Annotated in this window: 17 protein-coding genes; 9 read left to right on the top strand and 8 right to left on the bottom strand. The window is 60.9% G+C overall.

Annotated elements, in window-relative coordinates; translation table 11 throughout:
- Nucleotides 1-3: 3 nt before the first annotated feature.
- Both aguB and K5E40_RS12740 read right to left on the bottom strand, forming a co-directional pair.
- Nucleotides 4-882 (bottom strand): N-carbamoylputrescine amidase, encoded by an 879-nt coding sequence (aguB, locus tag K5E40_RS12745; protein ID WP_221731052.1) that lies wholly within the window; start codon nt 880-882, stop codon nt 4-6.
- Between the two features lie 302 nt (nt 883-1,184).
- Nucleotides 1,185-4,097 (bottom strand): aminotransferase, encoded by a 2,913-nt coding sequence (locus K5E40_RS12740; protein ID WP_221731051.1) that lies wholly within the window; start codon nt 4,095-4,097, stop codon nt 1,185-1,187.
- Nucleotides 4,098-4,244: 147 nt separating this feature from the next.
- Here K5E40_RS12740 and rfbC point away from each other — a divergent pair, with 147 nt between their 5' ends.
- From rfbC to K5E40_RS12720, 4 genes are read left to right on the top strand one after another with little or no spacing between them, the layout of a single operon-like run.
- A complete protein-coding gene (gene rfbC, locus K5E40_RS12735; RefSeq protein ID WP_221731050.1) occupies nt 4,245-4,790 on the top strand; it encodes a dTDP-4-dehydrorhamnose 3,5-epimerase in 546 nt (181 codons plus the stop codon).
- A 42-nt stretch (nt 4,791-4,832) separates the two neighbouring features.
- Nucleotides 4,833-6,641, top strand: coding sequence for an ATP-binding protein (locus K5E40_RS12730; protein ID WP_221731049.1), 1,809 nt, complete (start codon nt 4,833-4,835; stop codon nt 6,639-6,641).
- On the top strand, nt 6,638-8,023 hold the full coding sequence (locus K5E40_RS12725; protein WP_221731048.1) for a sigma-54 dependent transcriptional regulator: 1,386 nt from the start codon (nt 6,638-6,640) through the stop codon (nt 8,021-8,023). The genes K5E40_RS12730 and K5E40_RS12725 overlap by 4 nt, the downstream gene beginning before the upstream one ends.
- A complete protein-coding gene (locus K5E40_RS12720) occupies nt 8,020-8,475 on the top strand; it encodes a thioesterase domain-containing protein (protein ID WP_221731047.1) in 456 nt (151 codons plus the stop codon). Before K5E40_RS12725 ends, K5E40_RS12720 begins: the two co-directional genes overlap by 4 nt.
- 64 nt (nt 8,476-8,539) lie before the next feature.
- Here the strand turns inward: K5E40_RS12720 and cysQ are convergent, their stop codons facing one another.
- Together cysQ and nudE are read right to left on the bottom strand one after the other, a co-directional pair.
- Complete coding sequence (gene cysQ, locus K5E40_RS12715) at nt 8,540-9,367, bottom strand: 3'(2'),5'-bisphosphate nucleotidase CysQ (protein ID WP_221731071.1); 828 nt, start codon at nt 9,365-9,367, stop codon at nt 8,540-8,542.
- A gap of 11 nt (nt 9,368-9,378) precedes the next feature.
- Nucleotides 9,379-9,945, bottom strand: a complete 567-nt coding sequence (gene nudE, locus K5E40_RS12710) for an ADP compounds hydrolase NudE (RefSeq protein WP_221731046.1) — start codon at nt 9,943-9,945, stop codon at nt 9,379-9,381.
- A gap of 88 nt (nt 9,946-10,033) precedes the next feature.
- Between nudE and yrfG the strand changes: the two genes are divergently transcribed.
- Nucleotides 10,034-10,696 carry a GMP/IMP nucleotidase gene (gene yrfG / locus K5E40_RS12705; RefSeq protein WP_221731045.1) on the top strand — a complete coding sequence of 221 codons (663 nt, stop codon included), beginning with the start codon at nt 10,034-10,036 and terminating at the stop codon, nt 10,694-10,696.
- Nucleotides 10,697-10,790: 94 nt separating this feature from the next.
- On the opposite strand, the gene lysM is transcribed toward yrfG, so the two are convergent.
- Nucleotides 10,791-11,240 (bottom strand): peptidoglycan-binding protein LysM, encoded by a 450-nt coding sequence (gene lysM, locus K5E40_RS12700; protein ID WP_221731044.1) that lies wholly within the window; start codon nt 11,238-11,240, stop codon nt 10,791-10,793.
- A gap of 143 nt (nt 11,241-11,383) precedes the next feature.
- On the opposite strand from lysM, the gene K5E40_RS12695 reads away from it, so the two are divergent.
- The 4 genes from K5E40_RS12695 (at nt 11,384) to K5E40_RS12680 (ending at nt 16,358) form a co-directional block, all read left to right on the top strand.
- Nucleotides 11,384-12,271 carry a LysR family transcriptional regulator gene (locus K5E40_RS12695; RefSeq protein WP_221731043.1) on the top strand — a complete coding sequence of 296 codons (888 nt, stop codon included), beginning with the start codon at nt 11,384-11,386 and terminating at the stop codon, nt 12,269-12,271.
- Between the two features lie 92 nt (nt 12,272-12,363).
- Complete coding sequence (gene fdhD, locus K5E40_RS12690) at nt 12,364-13,203, top strand: formate dehydrogenase accessory sulfurtransferase FdhD (protein ID WP_221731042.1); 840 nt, start codon at nt 12,364-12,366, stop codon at nt 13,201-13,203.
- Entirely contained in the window at nt 13,200-15,548 is a 2,349-nt protein-coding gene (locus tag K5E40_RS12685; protein ID WP_221731041.1) for an FdhF/YdeP family oxidoreductase, read from the top strand. The genes fdhD and K5E40_RS12685 overlap by 4 nt, the downstream gene beginning before the upstream one ends.
- 327 nt (nt 15,549-15,875) lie before the next feature.
- The gene (locus tag K5E40_RS12680) at nt 15,876-16,358 is read left to right on the top strand and encodes a glycine zipper domain-containing protein (protein WP_221731040.1); all 483 of its coding nucleotides are present in this window, start codon (nt 15,876-15,878) and stop codon (nt 16,356-16,358) included.
- Nucleotides 16,359-16,425: 67 nt separating this feature from the next.
- On the opposite strand, the gene K5E40_RS12675 is transcribed toward K5E40_RS12680, so the two are convergent.
- From K5E40_RS12675 to K5E40_RS12665, 3 genes are all read right to left on the bottom strand, one after another.
- Nucleotides 16,426-16,845 carry a thioesterase family protein gene (locus tag K5E40_RS12675; protein WP_221731039.1) on the bottom strand — a complete coding sequence of 140 codons (420 nt, stop codon included), beginning with the start codon at nt 16,843-16,845 and terminating at the stop codon, nt 16,426-16,428.
- A 104-nt stretch (nt 16,846-16,949) separates the two neighbouring features.
- Nucleotides 16,950-18,173 (bottom strand): 3-hydroxyacyl-CoA dehydrogenase, encoded by a 1,224-nt coding sequence (locus K5E40_RS12670; protein ID WP_221731038.1) that lies wholly within the window; start codon nt 18,171-18,173, stop codon nt 16,950-16,952.
- A gap of 167 nt (nt 18,174-18,340) precedes the next feature.
- Nucleotides 18,341-20,275 carry an ATP-dependent DNA helicase RecQ gene (locus tag K5E40_RS12665; RefSeq protein ID WP_221731037.1) on the bottom strand — a complete coding sequence of 645 codons (1,935 nt, stop codon included), beginning with the start codon at nt 20,273-20,275 and terminating at the stop codon, nt 18,341-18,343.
- Nucleotides 20,276-20,286 lie beyond the last annotated feature (11 nt).

Genomic DNA, 20,286 nt, shown 5'->3' with positions numbered 1-20,286 from the left:
GGATCAGGACTCCAGGGAACCGTCGAGGGTTTTCAACGCGCCGTACAGATTCGGCCGGCGGTCGCGGAATGAACCCCACGCGCTGCGAATATGTTCGAGCTCGTCGAGGTTGAAAGTGTGCACAAGAATACCTTCTTCGGTTTTATTCAGCTCCTGCACTTTTTCGCCGAACGGGTTGGCAATGAACGATGAGCCGTAGAACGTGATGTCGTAGCCGTCCTGTTCTTCGTGGCCGATGCGGTTGCTGGCGATCAGCGGCATCAGGTTGGCGCCGGCATGACCCTGCTGCACGCGCTGCCAGTGATCGCGGGACGAAATGCTCTTGTCGTGCGGCTCGCTGCCGATGGCGGTCGGGTAGAACAGGATTTCCGCGCCTTGCAGGGCCATCGCCCGCGCCGCTTCCGGGAACCACTGATCCCAGCAGATGCCCACGCCGATTTTCGCGTAACGGGTGTTCCACACCTTGAAGCCGGTATCGCCCGGGTTGAAGTAGTACTTCTCGTGGTAGCCCGGGCCGTCCGGAATGTGGCTTTTACGATAAATCCCGAGGTTGCTGCCGTCGGCGTCGATGATCGCAATGCTGTTGAAACGCGCGCGCCCGGCCAACTCGTAGAAGCTGATCGGCAATACAACCTGCAACTCTTTGGCGACTTTGCGGAAATGCTTGATCGCGACGTTTTCTTCAACCGTCGTGGCCAGTTGCAGATAGTCCGGGTTGGGCTTCTGACAGAAGTACGGTGCCTCGAACAATTCCTGGATCAGGATGATCTGCGCGCCTTGGGCGGCCGCTTCGCGCACCAGCCTTTCAGCGGTTTCAAGGTTGGCTTCCAGATCCCACGAACAGGCCATCTGAGTGGCGGCGACGGTAACGATACGGCTCATGAATCATCTCCGGGCAAAGGCTTTGACGGTCGAGGATTCGACCGAAGAGAAAAAACGCGCGCACCGGACAAAAATCGCCATGCCGGAGCAATGGCGACTTTATAGCCGATAAATATCGGCTTTTGAAGCTACAAAAATGTATTTCGTCTGATTTTAAAGACTTAATACCGATACAAATCGAATTAAAACCACCAAACGAAAGGTGTGGGGCTTGCTCGCGAAAGCAGTGTGTCAGTCACTTTGGATGTCGACTGAAGCACCGCTTTCGCGAGCAAGCCCGCTCCCACAGGGGTTCGTGGGTTTTACAAGCCTTCGGTGAGCACCCGGTCGAGCATGTCGACAAAGAAGTCCACACTGCGCCGCGGCGTCACCATCGGCGGTTTGATCTTGAGGATGTTCAGGTCATCGCCGGTCGGCTGCATGAAAATCCCCAGTTCGCGCAGACGATCACACAGCAACGAGGTCTCTTCGGTCGCAGGCTCCAGCGTCTCGCGGTTGCGGATCAACTCCAGCCCCAGATAGAACCCCGAACCATGCACGGCGCCGACCAGCGGATGTTTATCGATCAAGGCTTCGAGCCGCGCCTTGAAGTGGCCGCCCACCACTTGGGCGTTCTCCCAGAGTTTTTCTTCCTCCATCACATCCAGCACGGCCATGCCGATCTGGCAGCTCACCGGACTGCCACCGGCCGACGAGAAGAAGTAACCCTCAGCCTCCAGCGCCTCGGCGATTTCCCGGCGAGTGATCACCGCGCCCAGTGGCTGGCCATTGCCCATGCCTTTGGCCATGACGATGATGTCCGGCACCACTCCTTGCTCTTCGAAGCCCCAAAAGAAATGGCCCATGCGCCCGTAACCGACCTGCACTTCATCGGCGATGCACACGCCACCCTGTGCGCGGACCCGCGCGTACACCTGCTGCAGATACCCCGGCGGCAGCGAGATGCCACCGGCATTGCCGTACACCGGTTCGCAGATGAACCCGGCCAGTTGGCGTTTCTGCTCGGCGATTTTCGCCAAGTGATGTTCGACGCTGCGCACGTAGTCAGGTGCCGAATCGAGGCCACGGAACTCGCCGCGATAGATGTTCGGTGCAGTCACCGGATGCACCCAGTCCGGGCGGCTTTCGAGGGCTTTGGGGTTGTCGGCGATCGAGGTCGACACCGCATCGGCACCCACCGTCCAGCCGTGGTAGGCCTCCAGCACGCTGATAATGTCGCGACCGCCGCTGTAAGCCCAAGCCAGGCGGATCGCCAGGTCATTGGCCTCGCTGCCACTGTTGACCAGAAACACCCGATCCATGCCCTCCGGCGCCAGCTTCAGCAAGCGCTCGGAAAACTCGGCGACCGCCGCATAGTTGAAGCGTGAGTTGGTATTGAGGAGCGACCATTGACGGGCAGCGACCGCCGCCATGCGCGGATGGCCGTGACCGAGCACTGCCACGTTGTTGAGCATGTCGAGATAGGAACGGCCCTGCATGTCGATCAGGTGGTTGCGCCAGCCGCGCTCGATGCGCGGCGGATCGACGTAATAGTGTTTTTGTGTACGGGCGAAACTGGCATCGCGGCGTTCAAGCAGGGTCTTGGCGTCCAGCTCTGGCTCGGCATCGCAGGCCAGCCCCAATAACCCCGCAGGAGACGGGCACAACGCTTGCCACGCGGCGGCGCGCGATGGCGTACAGAAGAGCGGCGCATTCAGTTGCGCACCGCGATTCAGTTGCACGATCAACGGCCCGCTGACCGCGCCCAGCACCTGACCTTTGACCAGCGCTGCGCCGCTGTGCAGCGAAGGCGTCACGCCCCACAAGCGCACGCTGAGCTGTGGGCCGTCGAGTTGCAGCACGCCATCTGCGTGCTGATGAACCACACCGGCAAACGGCGACTCCACGGGTGTGCCAGTGGGCACGCGCAATTCGACGTGCAGCGCGAACGTGTCCGGTTCTTCAGCGCTGTCCGGCCGGGTGCGCGACAAACGGTATTGGCCATAACGGCTCGCCGCCAAACCATGGGCCGCCGCCGCGTCGTTCAACAGACGCTGATCGATGCCGTCCTGCTCCCAACTCCCAGCCTCGAAATGCGCGCTCAAAACGCCGAGATCGATCAACGCAAATTCGCGCCCGACCAGATTCGGCAGCAACGGTACAAATCCTTCGCTGTTGATCGCCGGCAACGGCTGACCGACGGCGCTGAGAATCGCCGCTTCCATCAGTGCCAGCGGCACCGAGGTGGCCACGCGGAAGATTTCCCACTCATGGGTCAGGTTGTCGCGGCTGTAGGCGTTGCCCGGATCGATGCTGACCTGCTGCTCGCCACTGAGCACCAGCACCGCCGCCCGAGCGACGATCAACGGCCACAAGGCTTGCAGTTCTTCGTGTTGCAGCGGATTGACCGCGTGATAGGCCTGAACCGCCGGCAGAATGACAAACGGATCGCCACCGGCGTGATGCAGCAACGCCGCACAGGTCACCGACAAATCGGTGATGCGCCAGGTGCGGACCAGATCGCCAAAATCGATCACCCCCTGCAACTGCCAATGACGCTGGGCGTCGCGTGCCCACACCGCGTTGTCATCGGTGATGTCCATGTGGATCGCCTGCACCGGCAGCTTGTCTGCCAGCGGCTGCAAACGGCGCTCGGCCTGTTCGGCGGCGTCGGCGATCAACGTGCGCTGCTGATCGTCCCTGATCACTGGCAGCAAATGGCCGATCAAAGCGCTGGCATGGCGCGCGTCCCACTGCAACGTGCGTTCCAGGCCCGGATGGTCGAAGCCTGCCAGCGCCAGGTCCATCTCGCCACAAAGCCTGCCAAACCCGGCGACCACTTCATGGCCGAGGTGATCGAGATGCGTGAGCGGCTGGCCTTCGATGTAATCCAGCAGCCGCACATGCACCGCTTCGCCGTCGACATCCAGCGTCAGCAAGTCCTGACCGTTATGGGCGGCAATCACCCGGGGCACGTTCACATCGCAGTGCTCGGCCAGATATTTCAGGCCGGCGTGCTGGGCTTGCAGCTCCACAAGGGCGTAATCGCCCCGGCAGATTTTCATGACAAACCGCCCGCGCTCAGTGTCGATGCGGTAATTGAGATCCTGTTGGCTGCCGAGGGCCTGCAACGTGCCGCTGAGCCCGTAGTGCTCGGCCAGCCATTGCAGGGCCTGCGCCTGCGAAACCTGCGGGCTGGGCAAACTGGCGCGATGAATCAACGTGGCGAGCGACATGAAACGACCCCTGGAATTTTATTAGGCGCCTATATCGCCACCGCAGCAGAGGATGCGCAACCCCTCATCGTGGTTATTCAAGCGCTCGCATCCGCCGGCACTTTGCGCAAGAATGTCGGCCATTCACATCTGCCTATGGAAATTCTCATGAATGTCATCACCACCGATCTGCCCGGTGTTCTGATCATCGAACCCAAGGTGTTCGGTGACGAGCGCGGTTTCTTCTACGAGAGTTTCAACGCCAAGGCGTTCCAGGACGCCACCGGTCTGGACACCCAATTCGTCCAAGACAACCACTCGCGCTCGCAAAAAGGCGTGCTGCGTGGCCTGCATTACCAACTGCAAAACACCCAAGGCAAACTGGTTCGCGTCACGGTCGGTGAAGTGCTCGATGTGGCCGTGGACATCCGCCGCAGCTCGCCGCACTTCGGCAAGTCGGTAGCGGTGCGCCTGTCGGCTGAAAACCATCGTCAGCTCTGGGTGCCGGAAGGTTTCGCCCATGGTTTCGTGGTGCTGAGCGAGTTCGCCGAGTTCCTCTACAAGACCACCAACTACTACGATCCTTCTTCCGAACGCAGCATTCGCTGGGACGACCCTGCTCTGGGCATCGACTGGCAACTGGACGAGGCGCCGAAACTGTCCGCCAAGGATCAGGCAGCAGCGCTACTCAAGGACGCTGACGTCTTTTCCTGAGGCCGGGCATAATGCGCCTGTTCACACAGGCGCATCCGGCACATGAAACCATCTCTCCCCCGCAGACCCCGCTGGCGCAGCCTCGCCCTTCTGGCCCTGTGCCTGGCGCCGCTGCTGTGGCCGCTGGAGCATCTGGCTGAGCGCTATTACCGCAGCGAACTGGCCGGCCAGAACCGCCAGACCCTCGACCTGTACGTCGCCAACCTGCTGGGCACCCTGCACCGCTACGAAGTAATGCCGCAGATACTCGGCCAACTGCCGGCCCTGCGCGCTGTGCTCGGAGCGCCAGACGATGGGGTCACCCAAGGCAACGCCAACCGTCTGTTGAAAAACATCAGTGCGCAGACCGGTGCCGAAGTCATGTACCTGATGGACACAACCGGGAAGACGCTGGCCGCGTCGAACTGGGACAAGCACGACAGCTTTGTCGGCCGTAATTTTTCCTTCCGCCCCTATTTCAGCGAAGCCATGGCCGGACGTCTCGGACGCTTCTTCGGTCTGGGCACCACATCGGCCAAGCGCGGCTACTTCTTCGCCGCCGCCGTGCGCGATGGCGAGAGAATCCTGGGGGTGCTGGTGATCAAGGTCGATCTCGATCACACCGAAAGCCTGTGGGGCAAAACCCCGGAACAACTGTTGGTGACCGACCACAACGGCGTGGTCATCCTCACGTCGCGCCCGGAATGGCGCTTCCGCTCGACCCGCGCGTTGAGCGATGCCGAACGTGCCGCCATCACCGCGATCCAGCCCTACCCGACCCGAGAACCGCGCCCGCTTAACCTCAGCCCCACCGCTTGGCTGATCCAGACTCACGACATCGCCGAAACCGGCTGGAGCGTCAGCATCCTCGCCCCGCGTACCCTGATCGACCGCCCGGTGCGCACGGTGGTGGCCATTGGCGGCGCCACGCTGTTGGTGTTGATGCTGTTGCTCGGTCTGATGATGCAGCGCCGTCGCCACTATCTGGAGCGCATCGCGTTTGAAGCCAAGGCGCGGCTTGAGCTGGAAGGTCGCGTCGCCGAACGCACCAGCGATCTGGAAGGCCTCAACCGTCGTTTGAAGCAGGAAGTGCTGGAGCGGGAAACGGCCCAGCAGGAACTGGTACGTGCCCAGGACGATCTGGTCCAGGCCGGCAAACTGTCGGCGCTGGGCACGATGTCGGCGAGCATCAGCCACGAACTCAACCAACCGTTGGCGGCCATTCGCAGCTACGCCGAAAACGCCGAAGTGCTGCTTGATCATCAACGCACCGACGACGCACGCGGCAATCTCAAACTGATCAGTGAGCTGACCGGGCGCATGGCCTCGATCATCGCGCACCTGCGCGCCTTCGCCCGTCGCGACCGCCACGCGCCGGAAAGCGTGGCCCTGCAACCGGCGCTGGACGATGCGCTGGCCTTGCTGGCCAAACGTCGGCGCAGCATGGAGGTTGAGCTGATCCGCGACCTGCCCGCCGCCACGTTGTGGGTCGAGGCCGGGGAAACGCGCTTGCGTCAGGTGCTCGGCAACCTGCTGGCCAACGCCCTCGATGCCCTCACCGAAAAAGGCCCGCCACGCAAATTGTGGCTGAGTGCCGAATCCACCGCCGAGGGCGTCAATCTGTACATTCGCGACAACGGCCCGGGGTTCTGCATGGAAGCCCTCGGCCGCGCCAGCGAGCCCTTCTACACCACCAAGACCCGCACTCAGGGCTTGGGGCTGGGCTTGGCGATCTGTGAAACCCTGATGCGCGCCTTCGGTGGTGAACTGTCGTTCGCCAACCACAAGCAAGGTGGCGCCTTGATAACCCTGCGCCTGCGCGCCGGCGCGCCCGGGGTCAGCCTGCAACCGTCCGAGGATCGAAGTGCATGACCATCGACAATCGCATTCAGGTGGTGTTGATCGACGACGATCCGCACCTGCGTCAGGCCCTTGGCCAGACGCTGGATCTGGCGGGGCTCAAAATCCTGCCGCTGTCCGAAGCCAAAGGTTTGGCCGCACAACTGGAGCGCGACTGGCCGGGCGTTGTCGTCAGCGACATTCGTATGCCCGGCATGGATGGTCTGGAATTGTTGAGCGAGTTGCACGACCAAGACCCGGAATTGCCCGTGCTGCTGATCACCGGCCACGGCGACGTGCCACTGGCGGTGCAAGCGATGCGCGCCGGCGCGTATGACTTCCTCGAAAAACCCTTCGCCAGCGACGCCCTGCTCGACAGCGTGCGCCGTGCCTTGGCCCTGCGCCGACTGGTGCTGGACAACCGCAGCCTGCGTCTGGCCCTCAGCGACCGCAACGAGTTGAGTGCGCGTCTGGTCGGCCAGTCAAAGCCGATGCTGCGCTTGCGTGAACAGATCGGTGCATTGGCGGCGACCAAGGCTGACGTGTTGATCCTCGGCGAAACCGGCGCTGGCAAAGAAGTCGTCGCCCGTGCGCTGCACGACTTGTCGAGCCGCCGTAACGGCCCGTTCGTGGCAATCAACGCTGGGGCATTGGCCGAGTCCGTGGTGGAAAGTGAACTGTTCGGCCACGAACCCGGGGCCTTCACCGGCGCGCAAAAACGCCGGATCGGCAAGTTCGAATTCGCCAACGGCGGCACGCTGTTCCTCGATGAAATCGAAAGCATGAGCATGGACGTGCAGGTCAAACTGCTGCGCATGTTGCAGGAGCGCGTAGTCGAGCGCCTGGGTGGCAATCAACTGATCCCGCTGGACATCCGCGTCATCGCCGCGACCAAGGAGGACCTGCGCCAAGCCGCTGATCAGGGCCGCTTCCGCGCCGACTTGTATTACCGCCTCAACGTCGCGCCGCTGCGCATTCCACCGCTGCGCGAGCGTGGCGAAGACGCTCTGGTGCTGTTCCAGCACTACGCCGATGAAGCCAGCGCTCGCCACGGTTTGCCGCCCCACGAACTGCAACCGCCACACCGCGCCTTGCTGCTGCGCCACACCTGGCCTGGCAACGTGCGTGAACTGCAAAATGCCGCCGAGCGTTTCGCTCTCGGTCTTGAACTGGCGCTGGATAACACGGGCGTCGAGGGCAGCGGCACGACCGTGGAAGTCATCAGTGGCGGACTCAGCGAGCAAGTGGAAAACTTCGAGAAATCGTTGATTGCCGCCGAACTGGCGCGCTCCCACAGCTCGGTGCGCAGCCTCGCCGAAGCCCTCGGCGTTCCACGCAAGACCTTGCACGACAAGCTGCGCAAACACGGCTTGAGTTTTGCCGACAGTGGCGCCCAAGGAGACGAAACCGAATGAACCGTGACAGCCGCTATCTGCAATCGGTCCTGCATCACGACATTCCCCTGACCCAGGCGATGGGCCTCAAAGTGCTCGACTGGCAGGCGCAGCAATTGAGCCTGCATTTGCCGCTGGACGCCAACGTCAACCACAAGAGCACCATGTTCGGCGGCAGCCTCTACTGCGGCGCGGTGTTGGCCGGGTGGGGCTGGTTGCATTTGCGGCTGAAGGAAGAAGGGATCGAGGACGGGCACATCGTCATTCAGCAAGGGCAGATCAGTTATCCGCTGCCAGTGACGGGGGACGCCACCGCGATCTGCCTGGCGCCGGATGCGGCGGTGTGGAAGAAATTTCTGGCGATGTATCAGCGTTATGGCCGGGCGCGATTGACCTTGAATACGCGGATCGTCAATGCCGGCAGTGATGAGGATGCGGTGACATTTAGCGGGCAGTACGTCCTGCACCGCTAACCCTCAGGAACTCACCCAGCGTTTGTGGCGAGGAAGGGACTCGCCACAATGGTTCATTCACCGCTCAGGAACGGGCGAGTTCCAGCAACCGGGTACGCCACGCCGCCTTCGCCGGCAGTGCCAGAAACGACGTATTGAGCAGCGATTCCCGCGCCGGATAACAGAACGCCTCACCCTGCAAGTCCAGCACCTCACCGCCCGCGCCTTCGAGCACGCCCTGCGCCGCCGCCGTGTCCCATTGCGAAGTCGGCGCCAGGCGCGGATAGCAATCCGCCGCGCCCTCGGCCAACAGGCAGAACTTCAACGAACTGCCGATATTGGCCAATTGCAGCTCACCCAGACTGGCGCTCAACCCGGCCAGCAAGCGTTCCTGCTCGGGACTCGAATGCCGGCGGCTGGCCACCACCGTGAACGCCTCACCCGGGGCTGGCACATCACGCACCTGAATCGAAACCGGCGTACCGCCCTTGTCACAACGCCAGGCACCGAGCCCGGCACCGCCGACATAGAAACGACCGTTGGTTGGCATCGACACCACGCCAAACACCACCCGACCGTTGTCGATCAGCGCAATGTTGACGGTAAATTCTTCACTGCCGCTGATGAACTCTTTGGTGCCATCGAGCGGGTCCACCAGCCACCAGCGCTGCCACCCGGCGCGAACGCTTTGCGCGATGTCGGCGTCCTCTTCGGACAATACCGGGATGCTTGGATCGAGCGCCTTCAGCCCGGCGACGATCAGGTGGTGTGCGGCCAGGTCGGCCGCCGTAACCGGCGAATCATCCGACTTGGCGGTGACTTCAACACCTGATCGCCAAAACGGCAAAATCGCCTCACCGGCCTGCAATGCCAACTCGACCACCGGCGCCATCAACGGATGGGGAAAATTCATCGACACTTCACTCATGATTGAAAGGATCCACGCTGGGTCAGCAGGTCACGGGCCAGATACAGCGCGGCCAGAGCGCGGCCCTCGGAAAACTGCGGATTCATTGCCAATGCCGACAACTCGCGCAGATTGACCTTGTCGACCCGCATCAGCTCGGGCTCGTCGCCCTCAAGCCGCTCCTCGTAAAGATCAGTGGCCAGCACCACTTGAATCTTCTGGCTCATGTAACCGGGCGACAGCGACAACTCGGTCAGATGTTCCAGTTGCCGCGCGCCAAAACCGGCCTCTTCCTTGAGCTCACGCTCGGCCGCCGCCAGCACATCTTCGCCCGGCTCGATCAAACCTTTGGGCAAAGACAATTCGTATTCATCAGTACCGCCGCAATACTCCTCGACCAACACCGCGTGTTCGGCGTCGAGCATGGCCACGATCATCACCGCGCCGTAACCCGCGCCCTTGCCGACCAGCCGCTCATAAGTGCGCTCCACGCCATTGGAAAAACGCAACTTCAGTTCTTCGACGCAAAACAGGCGACTGGTGGCGACGATCTCGCGGGCGAGTACGGTGGGTTTCTGGCGCATGCAAAGCTCCTTGGCGTGAACGCGCTACTATAACGCGGCTTTCCCGATTGTTTACGTCGGATATCTTTCTACCGCTCGAGACGTTGCCATGCCTTCTTTACCGTGGTCTGACATCGATACCGTTCTGCTGGACATGGACGGCACGTTGCTGGATCTGCACTTCGACAACCATTTCTGGCTGGAACACCTGCCCCAACGCTACGCCGAACTGCACGGCGTGAGCCGCGCCATGGCCGAGATGGAGTTGCAGCCGCTGTTTGAGCGACATGCCGGCCAGTTGCAGTGGTATTGCCTGGATTTCTGGAGTGCCGAGCTGAAACTGTCGGTGCGTGAACTGAAACAGGAAACCGCGCACTTGATCGCCCTGCGCCCGGATGCCGATACCTTTCTGGCGGCGATAAAGCAGGCGGGAAAACGGGTGATCATGATCACCAACGCGCACCGCGATTCGTTGTCGCTGAAACTGGAACGGATCGAACTGGCGCCGTACTTCGAGCGGCTGATCAGCTCGCACGATTACGGTTACCCCAAGGAAAATCCGCAGTTCTGGGACGCCTTGCAGGCCGATATCGGCTTTGATCCGGCGCGCAGCCTGTTTATCGACGACACCTTGCCGATCCTGCGCAGTGCGCGTGATTTCGGCGTGACGCATTTACTGGCGGTGAAGGAACCAGACAGCCGCAAGGGGCCTAAGGACACCGCTGAGTTTGCGGCGGTCGAGGACTACCGCGATTTGATTGCAGGGCTCTAGAACGGGTCGTCTGCTTCGCGAGTTCAAGCCCGCTGCCACATTGGAATACGTTCCTCTGTGGGCGCGGGCTTGCTCGCGAAAGCGGCCTTGAGTCTTACTCAGGAATACGCAGTACCTGCCCCGGATAGATCTTGTCCGGGTGTTTGAGCTGAGGCTTGTTCGCCTCGAAAATCTTGTTGAACTTGCTGGCATCGCCGTACACGTTTTTGGAAATCGCGCTCAGCGTGTCACCCTTCTCGACGGTGACAAATTTCGCGGCGGTTGCAACACCACCGGTCACGGTGATCTGGTCGTCTACGCCGCTGACACCGACAACGTTGCCCAGTGCGAGCAGAATTTTTTCTTTTTCCTCCTGGCTGGCCGCTTCACCCGTGGCAATGACTTTCTCGCCTTCAACCTTGACCTGAATCTTCGACGTGTCGATTCCGGTCAGCGCGTCCTGCACATGCTTGGTCAGCGCCTCACCGTTGGCTTGGGCCTTGTCCGGCGTGAGCGCATCAAGGATTTTTTCACCGGCATCTTTCAAAAAGCTGAATAGGCTCATCGTGTTTCACTCCATGGAATAAAAGGGGTCAGACGTCAAAGCCTAGACCACCTTAGCCAAATACGGTTCCACGCCGACCAATGACCCACCCCAGCCACAAGCGTTAGAATCGTCCACCCCTGCCAACACCCTTCGGAGCGAAGATGGACATCAAGCAACTGAAATTCCTCATCGCCCTCGACGAAACCCGCCACTTCGGCCAGGCCGCCGCGCGTTGCCACATCACCCAGCCGACCCTGTCGATGCGTCTGCGCAGCCTTGAAGAAGAACTCGATTTGCCGCTGGTCAACCGGGGGCAACGCTTCGAAGGCTTCACCGCGCCGGGGGAGCGCGTGCTGGCGTGGGCGCGCACGGTGCTGGCGGCTTATGACGGCTTGCAGGCGGAAGCGGCGGCCTGTCGCGGCAACCTCATCGGTACGTTGCGTTTAGGCATCGTGCCGCTGTCGAGCTTCGATCCACTGCCGCTGATGCAGCGTTTGCACAGTGCGCACCCGAACCTGCGTTTCGAAATGTCGGCGTTGAGTTCCGAGCAGATCCTCGAACAATTGGCGAACAACCGTATCGACCTTGGCGTGTCCTATCTCGATCGTCTGGATAATGAGCGTTTCGAATCCCTGGCCTTCAGCGAAACCCACATGGGCCTGCTCTACGATCAGCGCTCCTTCACCTTCGGCGAAGCGCCGTTGAGTTGGGAGGCGTTGATCGAACTGCCGTTGGGGATGCTCACCAGCGGCATGCATTTCCGCCAGTCCATCGACCACAACTTCCACAGTCGGAACCTGACCCCGCAGCCGTTGTTGCAAACCGACGCCGTGCATCAATTGTTACAAGCGGTGCACGGCGGGTTTTGCTGCGCGATCATGCCGCTCGACGCCGGCCTGGAAAAACTCACCGACCACCTGCGCCTGCAACCGATCGAAAGCGCCCAGACCCTCGCCCCGCTGGGCCTGATCATGCGACGAGGCGCCCCGCGATCGGCGCTGGCAGAAGCCTGTTTCGCGCTGTATCAGAAATCACCAAGCGACTCTTGATCGACGTCATCTATCGGTAGATCGAAAGTAGCGATTAGACGCGACATCTTGCCGCGCCTAGTCTTAGCGTTGATCAATCCGTTGGTGATGCCATGAACGCCAAGCGCCCAGCCTGCGCGGCGCCTGCACTCGAAACGCCCGCGCCCGCAGCCAGCCAGACCTACAGCTACAGCGATCTGCCCCTACAGGAATCGGCCAGCACCGCGCTGGCCGAGGAAGTGGCGTTGGCGATTGCCTACAACGGCATCAGCCAGGCAGTCATGCTAGTGACGCCGACCGACCTTGAGGACTTCATCGTCGGTTTCAGCCTCGGCAGCGGCATCATCGAAGACGCCAACGACATTTATGACCTGAAACTGACCGGCGCTGGTTCTGCGCAATATGCACAGGTGACCATCGCCAACCGCGCCTTCTGGAACCTCAAGCAACAGCGGCGCCAGTTGGCCGGCACCAGTGGTTGCGGCCTGTGCGGCGTCGAAGCGGTGGAACAGGCGCTGCCTGACCTGAAGATCTTGCCCGGCGCGCCCTTGCCACCCATCGCCAGGCTTGACGGTTTGCGCCAGCGCATCGGCGCCTTCCAGCCGCTGGGTCAGCACTGCGGTGCGGTGCATGCGGCGGTGTTCATGAACGCCAGCGGCGAGTTGCTGCTCGGTCGCGAAGACATCGGCCGGCACAACGCCCTCGACAAACTGATCGGTGGCTTGATCCGCCAGCAGATACCCACCGAGGGCGGTCTGGCGATTGTCACCAGCCGTTGCAGCCTCGAATTGATCCAGAAAGTTTTGCGCGCCGGCATCCAGACCCTGGTCAGCCTGTCCGCGCCTACGGGCCTTGCCGTGCAATGGGCCCGTCGGCACAACCTCAATCTCATCCACCTGCCGCAGAAAAGTGCGCCGCGGGTGTATAGCCCCGCGATGGAGAATCAAGCGTGAGCCAACATCATCAAGCCGACCAGAAACCTGTCCCGCGCTACAAGCCCTATAAAGGCGCTGCCGGCGGCTGGGGTGCCCTGATCAGTGTGGCCCAGGCCTGGTTGACCAGCGACAACGCGCTGAAAAACCTGCGCATGATGCTCAAGACCAACCAGAACGGCGGCTTCGACTGCCCGGGTTGCGCCTGGGGTGATTCGCCGGAAAGCGGGATGGTCAAGTTCTGCGAGAACGGCGCCAAAGCGGTGAACTGGGAAGCGACCAAGCGTCGCGTGGATGCCAAGTTCTTCGCCAAACACAGCGTGACTTCGCTGCTGGAACAGAGCGATTACTGGCTTGAGTATCAGGGCCGCCTGACCGAGCCGATGGTCTACGACGCCCAGACCGATCGCTACAAATCGATCAGTTGGGACGACGCCTACGCGCTCATCGCCAAACACCTGCAAAATCTGCCAAGCCCGGATCTGGCCGAGTTCTACACCTCGGGTCGCGCGAGTAACGAAGCCGCCTACTTGTATCAGTTGTTCGTGCGTGCCTTTGGCACCAACAATTTCCCTGACTGCTCGAACATGTGCCACGAAGCCAGCGGCGTGGCATTGGCGCAGAGTGTCGGCGTCGGCAAAGGCACCGTGACCTTCGATGACTTCGAACACGCCGACGCGATTTTCGTTTGGGGCCAGAACCCCGGCACCAACCATCCACGGATGCTCGAACCCCTGCGTGAAGCGGTGAAACGCGGCGCGCAAGTGGTGTGCATCAACCCGCTGAAAGAGCGCGGTCTGGAACGTTTCCAACACCCGCAGCACCCGATCGAAATGCTCACCAACGGCGACAAGCCGACCAACACCGCGTACTTCCGTCCGGCCTTGGGCGGTGACATGGCGGTGCTGCGCGGCATGGCCAAGTTCCTGCTGCAATGGGAGCGCGACGCGCAGAAGGCTGGCGCGCCTGCAGTGTTCGATCACGACTTCCTCAATGCACACAGCGCCAACGTGCTGGAATACCTGGGCGTTGTCGACGACACGCCGTGGGAGCAGATCGTCGAGCAGTCCGGTCTGACCCTGGTCGAGATCGAGCAAGCGGCGCGCATGTACGCCAAAGGCAAGAACGTGATCATGTGCTGGGCGATGGGCATCACCCAGCATCGTCATTCGGTGCCGACCATCCAGGAAATCGCCAACCTGATGCTGCTGCGCGGCAACATCGGCAAACCCGGCGCAGGCCTGTGCCCGGTGCGCGGTCACAGTAACGTGCAGGGCGACCGCACGATGGGCATCAACGAGCGCCCGCCCGTGGCGTTCCTCGACTCCCTTGAGCGGCGTTTCCAGTTCAAGGTGCCGCGTGAAAACGGGCACAACGTGGTCGAGGCGATCCATGCCATGGCCGAAGGTCGCGCCAAGGTCTTTATCGGTCTGGGCGGCAACTTCGCCCAAGCCACACCGGACAGCCCTCGCACGTTCGCGGCGCTGAGCAATTGCGACCTGACCGTGCAGATCAGCACCAAACTCAACCGCAGCCATTTGGCCCACGGTAAAGACGCGCTGATCCTGCCGTGCCTGGGCCGCACCGACATCGACATCCAGACCGAAGGCCCACAAGCCGTCACCGTGGAAGACTCGTTCAGCATGGTTCACGCCTCTAACGGCCAATTGCAGCCGCTGTCGAACCAGATGCGCTCGGAACCGTCGATCATTGCCGGTATCGCCGCTGCCACGCTGGGCAGTAAACCGGTGGACTGGAACTGGCTGGTGGCCGATTACGGACGCATTCGCGATCTGATCGCCGACACCATCCCGAACTTCAAAGACTTCAATGAGAAGATCAAAAACCCGGGCGGCTTCTACCTCGGTAACAGCGCCGGAGCACGTAAGTGGAGCACCCCGTCGGGCCGCGCCAATTTCCGCGCCAACATGCTGCCCAAGGATCTGGTCCACGAACGCACCCGCGCCACCGGGCAACTGCCGGATCTGATCCTGCAATCGATGCGCTCCCACGATCAGTACAACACCACGATTTATGGTCTCGACGACCGTTATCGCGGGGTGAAAGGCCAGCGCGACGTGCTGTTCGTCAACGAAGCCGACATCATTCGCCTGGGCTTCCGGCCGGGGCAGAAGGCCGACATCGTTTCGATCTGGGACGATGGTCGTGAGCGTCGGGTGAAGGGCTTTACGCTGCTGGCGTTTGATATTCCGGCCGGCCAGGCCGCCGCGTATTACCCGGAAGTGAATCCGCTGGTGCCGCTGGAAAGCACTGGGGATGGCAGCCATACGCCGACGTCGAAGTTCATTGCGATTCGCTTGGAAGCGGCGAGCGAGACCGGGCTGATCATGGCCAAGTCGGCTTGATACGGTGCCTGTTCCGGCCTCTTCGCGAGCAAGCTCGCTCCCACATTGGAATGCATTTCAATGTGGGAGCAGGCTTGCTCGAGAACGCGTCGGTTCAGTCAATGCACTTCTTAAGCTCAAACACTTTTCCACCGCCGAAAAAAAAGGCCGCTTTTTCACAAAAGCGGCCAGTCCGAAGTAGGTAAAGACCGGCGAAAATCGGTTAAGTTCCGCAGTTAAAACAGTAACTTGCACAATTGCATACAAGTCGTGTTACTCGTCGGATTTAGATTGTCACGCTCGTGACAGAGCCTCAGGATCGCGCCGTCATCCCTTTGAGGCTCACCTATGAAGTTCTCCTCGATTCTCTTGTTGTCCCTTGGCCTGGTCAGTGGCTTCGCGTCTGCTGGCGGCACCACCGAAGCAGGTGTGGGCGGCGCATTGGGCGGGGTTCTTGGCTCGGTCGTCGGTCAGTCGTTAGGCGGCAATACAGGTTCCACCATTGGCGCGGCCCTGGGCGGCGCGGGTGGTAGCGCCGTTGGCGCAAACAAACACAGCCGTGGCGAAGCGGCCATCGGTGGCGCGCTGGGCGCAGCCGGCGGTAACGTGGTCGGCCGCAGCGTGGGCGGCTCCACCGGCAGCCTGATTGGCGCCGCAGCGGGTGGCGGTGCCGGTGGCGCGCTGGGCAACTACATGGGCAACAGTAGCAACGACGATGGTCGTCATTACGATCGCGGTCGTGATCGTGACCGTGGTTACTATCGCGACCGTCATCCAGGTCGCGGCCATGCCTACGGCCACCGCAAACACCACAAGTACTATCGCGACTGAGGCCTGAATACCTCGTTGGCCGGTAAAGCAAAAATCGCAGCCCCAGTGCTGCGATTTTTTTTGCTTGTCACCTCACCAGATATTCCAGCGCCTGGCGTAATTGCACCGGGATCGGCACTGGCTGATTGCTCGCCCGATCAACAAACACATGCACGAAACGCCCGGCCGCACACGCCTCGCTTTCGCCGACCTTGAACACTGCCAATTCGTATTGCACCGAACTGTTGCCCAGTTTGCCCACCCGCAGACCGATCTCGATCAAGTCCGGGAAAGCGATGGAAGCAAAGTAGTCACACGCCGAACTGACCACAAAGCCCACCACCTCACCGTCATGGATATCCAGCCCACCGACCTGAATCAGGTAAGTGTTCACGGCAGTGTCGAAGAAGCTGTAATAGGTGACGTTGTTGACGTGGCCGTAGGCGTCGTTGTCGTGCCAGCGCGTGGTGATGGGTTGGAAATGCGGGTAGTCGGTGCGTTGGTTCATGCGTAGTTCTCGTATTGATCGACCTCACGCTGACAGTGAGGACGACCACTATACCTGTGGCAGCGGGCTTGCCTGCGAAGGCGCCAGTAATGGCGCCACATCATTCAACGGTCGGCAAAACCCTTCCCCTGCGCTGCCAACTCACCGATCAACCGCGCCGGTTTCCACTGATCGCCCTGCCGTGTCTCCAGCGCCAGCAAGCGCTGATGAATATCCGCCAGCCCTTGCCGATCCGCCCAGGCCATAGGCCCGCCCTTGTCCGCCGGGAAGCCATAGCCGTTCAGATAGACCAGATCAATGTCATGCGCCGACTCGGCAATGCCTTCCTGCAGAATCTTTGCCCCTTCGTTGACCAGCGCGAGCAAACACCGCTCAAGAATCTCTTCCGAGCCGATGTCACGACGCTGGAAACCCAATGCTTCACTGACCCGCAACACCAACGCATCGACCTCGGGATCATGCTCAGCCTGACGACTGCCCGGCTCGTAGTGGTAATAACCGTTGCCGGATTTCTGACCAAACCGGCCCATCTCGCACAAGCGATTATCCACCTGAACTTGCGGAGCATCCTGGCCCTTGCCGGCCAACTCACGCGCACGCCACTCCAGATCGATACCGACCACGTCGTACATGCGAAACGGCCCCATGGCAAAACCAAAGCCCTGCAAGGCTGCGTCGACCTGCTGTGGGTAAGCCCCTTCCAGCAACATCTTGCGTGCTTCAAGCACATACGGATGGAGCATGCGATTGCCGATAAAACCGTGGCAGTTGCCCGATACCACACTGACCTTGCCCATGCGCTCGCCCAGCGCCAGCGCGGCGTGCAGCACGGCGGGTGAAGTCTTCGCGCCACGGACGATTTCAAGCAGTTTCATGATGTGCGCCGGACTGAAGAAATGCAGGCCCAGGACTTGCTCAGGGCGACGGGTGGCGGCAGCAATCGCATCGATATCCAGCGCCGACGTATTACTCGCCAGCAGCGCTTCGGGCTTAAGCAGGCCATCGAGTTCGCGAAAAATCTTCTGCTTCAGCTCAAGGTTTTCGTACACCGCTTCGATCACCAGATCGACATTGCGGACCGCCGTGTAATCCGCCGCCGCACTGACCCGGGCGAGCCGCGCATCTGCCTCAGCCTGATCAATGCGCCCCTGACGCACGTTGTGTGCGTAAGTGTCCGCCACCGTGGCGAGCGCCTGCTCAAGCATCTGTGGATTGTTGTCGACCCACTGCACCGTCACCCCAGCGTTGGCCAGGCACATGACAATGCCGCGCCCCATGGTCCCCGCACCGATCACGGCAGCCTGCTCAATACCGAATGTCTGGCTCATGTTGTTCTCTTGTTGGCGATCCAAAGACTGGTCTCACCATAGTCAGCCAGCGACGGTTTTTGAAGTTTATTACCGTGATGATCGACATTCAGCGGATGGATGCAGCTCTGCTCGATCACAACAATCCCTGTGGAAGCGAGCAGGCTCGCTCCCACAGAACTCTCGGTTCAGTCGAGCAAGTGATTGTCGGCCCAGCCTCGCACCTCAGCGAAGGGATACTCCTCCAACGCCGCATACCCGGAAATCGTCCGCGCCTTGAGCTTGGTGAACAGCGGCACGCTGATCCCGCACAGAAACCGCGTCAGTCGTTCGGCCGTCGGCGCATGGCCCGTGTGCTGCTCATGCTTGTGGATAAAATCACCGCACAGAGCCGCAAAACTTTTATCCACAAGCGCAGGCAGTTCCGGTGGCGCCGGCAACCGGGCAATGTGCCCATGGCACACCGAACAATGCCCACAGCGCTCAGGGGCATTGTGATCGCCGAAGTACTCCGCCAGGCGATAACCCAGGCAGCGTTCGGTAGCGAACACATCAAGCATGGCGTGAATCCGCGCGACTTCGGTTTGCTCGTGGCGAGTGAAAACATCGTGCAACTCTGCACTCAGAACGTCGCTGTCGAAGTCACTTTGCAACAAACTGTAGACCTCGGTCATCTGCTTGCTCTCAAGCTCGACCCAGCGCTTTTCCTGGAAGTAATCCAGCGCCTTCACCACCCGATTACGCTCGGCCGAATACTGCGTATACATCGCCTCGAAATCCACCGTAGCCCAGGTTCGCGCCCGACTTGAGGTGTGGATGATCGCCGCGACGAAATCCCGGCGTTCGCCCTCGAAACGCTCAAGCAACGCCTCGGGCTCCAGCAGGTATTTGACACGGTATTCGGCGTAATAGGCGTAACGCGGTGCGATCAAGCCACGCAACTCCAATTGCACCAGCAAAGTCTTCAGGGGCAACGCACGGATGTTGCTGTGATCTGCCAATGGCCCGAGCAGAAACTCCCACTGCCCTTGCGGTGCCGAAGCTTTCAATTCATCGAGTACATAACGAACGCCTTCGCGTTCCGGCGTGTCGCCGTAGACGAAGTTTTCCAGCACATTGAGGCTGTCGCGATTGGCCAGCACCAGACAGTCCGAAGGCTGCCCGTCACGCCCGGCGCGGCCGATTTCCTGGCTGTAGTTTTCGATGGATTTGGGCAGGTCGAAGTGCACCACATTGCGGATATCACTTTTATCGATGCCCATGCCGAAGGCGATGGTCGCGACGATGCAATTGGACTGCCCGGCCATGAAGCGTTTCTGGATACCTTCACGCTTATCGTGGGGCAGACCGGCATGATAGGCCTCAGCCTGAATACCGTTGCGTTCAAGGTGTTCAGCGATGTGTTCGGCGGTTTTCTGCAAGGTCACATAAACGATACTCGGCTGGCCCGGACGCTCGGCCATCCACTCCACCAGACGCCGGCGCTTGTCCTGCCCACGCACCGGTTCCACCAGCAAATTGAGATTGGGCCGGTAGAAACCGGTGGTCACCACATCGTCAGCGGCAATGGCAAATTTTGCCTGCATGTCGGCGATGACTTTCGGCGTGGCGGTGGCGGTCAGCAGCAAGGCTTGCGGGATATTGAACTGGCGCTGGTAGTCCGGCAGTTTGAGGTAGTCGGGGCGAAAATTGTGGCCCCACTCCGAGATGCAGTGCGCCTCATCCACCACCAGCAAAGAGATCGGCACCTGCTGCAGGAAATTGCGGAAGCGCTCGTTTTTCAGACGCTCGACCGAAATCATCAGAATCTTCAATTCACCCGAACGGGCGCGGGCCATCACGTCATTGGCATCATCTCGACTCTGCGCCGAGTCGATGCTGCCCGCCGAAATGCCGTGGCGCTGCAGGAACGCCAATTGATCCTGCATCAGCGCCAACAGCGGCGAAACCACCAGGGTCAGATTCGGCAGCATCAGCGCCGATAATTGATAGCAAAGGGACTTGCCGGAACCGGTGGGAAAGATCGCCGCCGCCGAGCGCCCGGCCAGCACCGCGCTGATGGCGGCCTCTTGTCCGGGTCGAAACTGTGGATAACCAAAAACCTGTTCCAGGGTGTTGTGCATTCGCTGTCACT

This window comes from Pseudomonas baetica, assembly GCF_019733355.1.
In the GTDB taxonomy this organism is placed as follows: Bacteria; Pseudomonadota; Gammaproteobacteria; order Pseudomonadales; family Pseudomonadaceae; genus Aquipseudomonas; species Aquipseudomonas baetica_A.
The sequence above is the reverse complement of the archived record's forward strand: the minus strand, read 5'-3'. Positions and strand labels throughout refer to the sequence as shown.

Excerpts from the sequence above, each read along its gene's own strand:
- aguB (WP_221731052.1), bottom strand. The coding sequence starts at position 882 with ATGAGCCGTATCGTTACCGTCGCCGCCACTCAGATGGCCTGTTCGTGG.
- K5E40_RS12740 (WP_221731051.1), bottom strand. The coding sequence starts at position 4,097 with ATGTCGCTCGCCACGTTGATTCATCGCGCCAGTTTGCCCAGCCCGCAG.
- rfbC (WP_221731050.1), top strand. The coding sequence starts at position 4,245 with ATGAATGTCATCACCACCGATCTGCCCGGTGTTCTGATCATCGAACCC.
- K5E40_RS12730 (WP_221731049.1), top strand. The coding sequence starts at position 4,833 with ATGAAACCATCTCTCCCCCGCAGACCCCGCTGGCGCAGCCTCGCCCTT.
- K5E40_RS12725 (WP_221731048.1), top strand. The coding sequence starts at position 6,638 with ATGACCATCGACAATCGCATTCAGGTGGTGTTGATCGACGACGATCCG.
- K5E40_RS12720 (WP_221731047.1), top strand. The coding sequence starts at position 8,020 with ATGAACCGTGACAGCCGCTATCTGCAATCGGTCCTGCATCACGACATT.
- cysQ (WP_221731071.1), bottom strand. The coding sequence starts at position 9,367 with ATGAATTTTCCCCATCCGTTGATGGCGCCGGTGGTCGAGTTGGCATTG.
- nudE (WP_221731046.1), bottom strand. The coding sequence starts at position 9,945 with ATGCGCCAGAAACCCACCGTACTCGCCCGCGAGATCGTCGCCACCAGT.
- yrfG (WP_221731045.1), top strand. The coding sequence starts at position 10,034 with ATGCCTTCTTTACCGTGGTCTGACATCGATACCGTTCTGCTGGACATG.
- lysM (WP_221731044.1), bottom strand. The coding sequence starts at position 11,240 with ATGAGCCTATTCAGCTTTTTGAAAGATGCCGGTGAAAAAATCCTTGAT.
- K5E40_RS12695 (WP_221731043.1), top strand. The coding sequence starts at position 11,384 with ATGGACATCAAGCAACTGAAATTCCTCATCGCCCTCGACGAAACCCGC.
- fdhD (WP_221731042.1), top strand. The coding sequence starts at position 12,364 with ATGAACGCCAAGCGCCCAGCCTGCGCGGCGCCTGCACTCGAAACGCCC.
- K5E40_RS12680 (WP_221731040.1), top strand. The coding sequence starts at position 15,876 with ATGAAGTTCTCCTCGATTCTCTTGTTGTCCCTTGGCCTGGTCAGTGGC.
- K5E40_RS12675 (WP_221731039.1), bottom strand. The coding sequence starts at position 16,845 with ATGAACCAACGCACCGACTACCCGCATTTCCAACCCATCACCACGCGC.
- K5E40_RS12670 (WP_221731038.1), bottom strand. The coding sequence starts at position 18,173 with ATGAGCCAGACATTCGGTATTGAGCAGGCTGCCGTGATCGGTGCGGGG.
- K5E40_RS12665 (WP_221731037.1), bottom strand. The coding sequence starts at position 20,275 with ATGCACAACACCCTGGAACAGGTTTTTGGTTATCCACAGTTTCGACCC.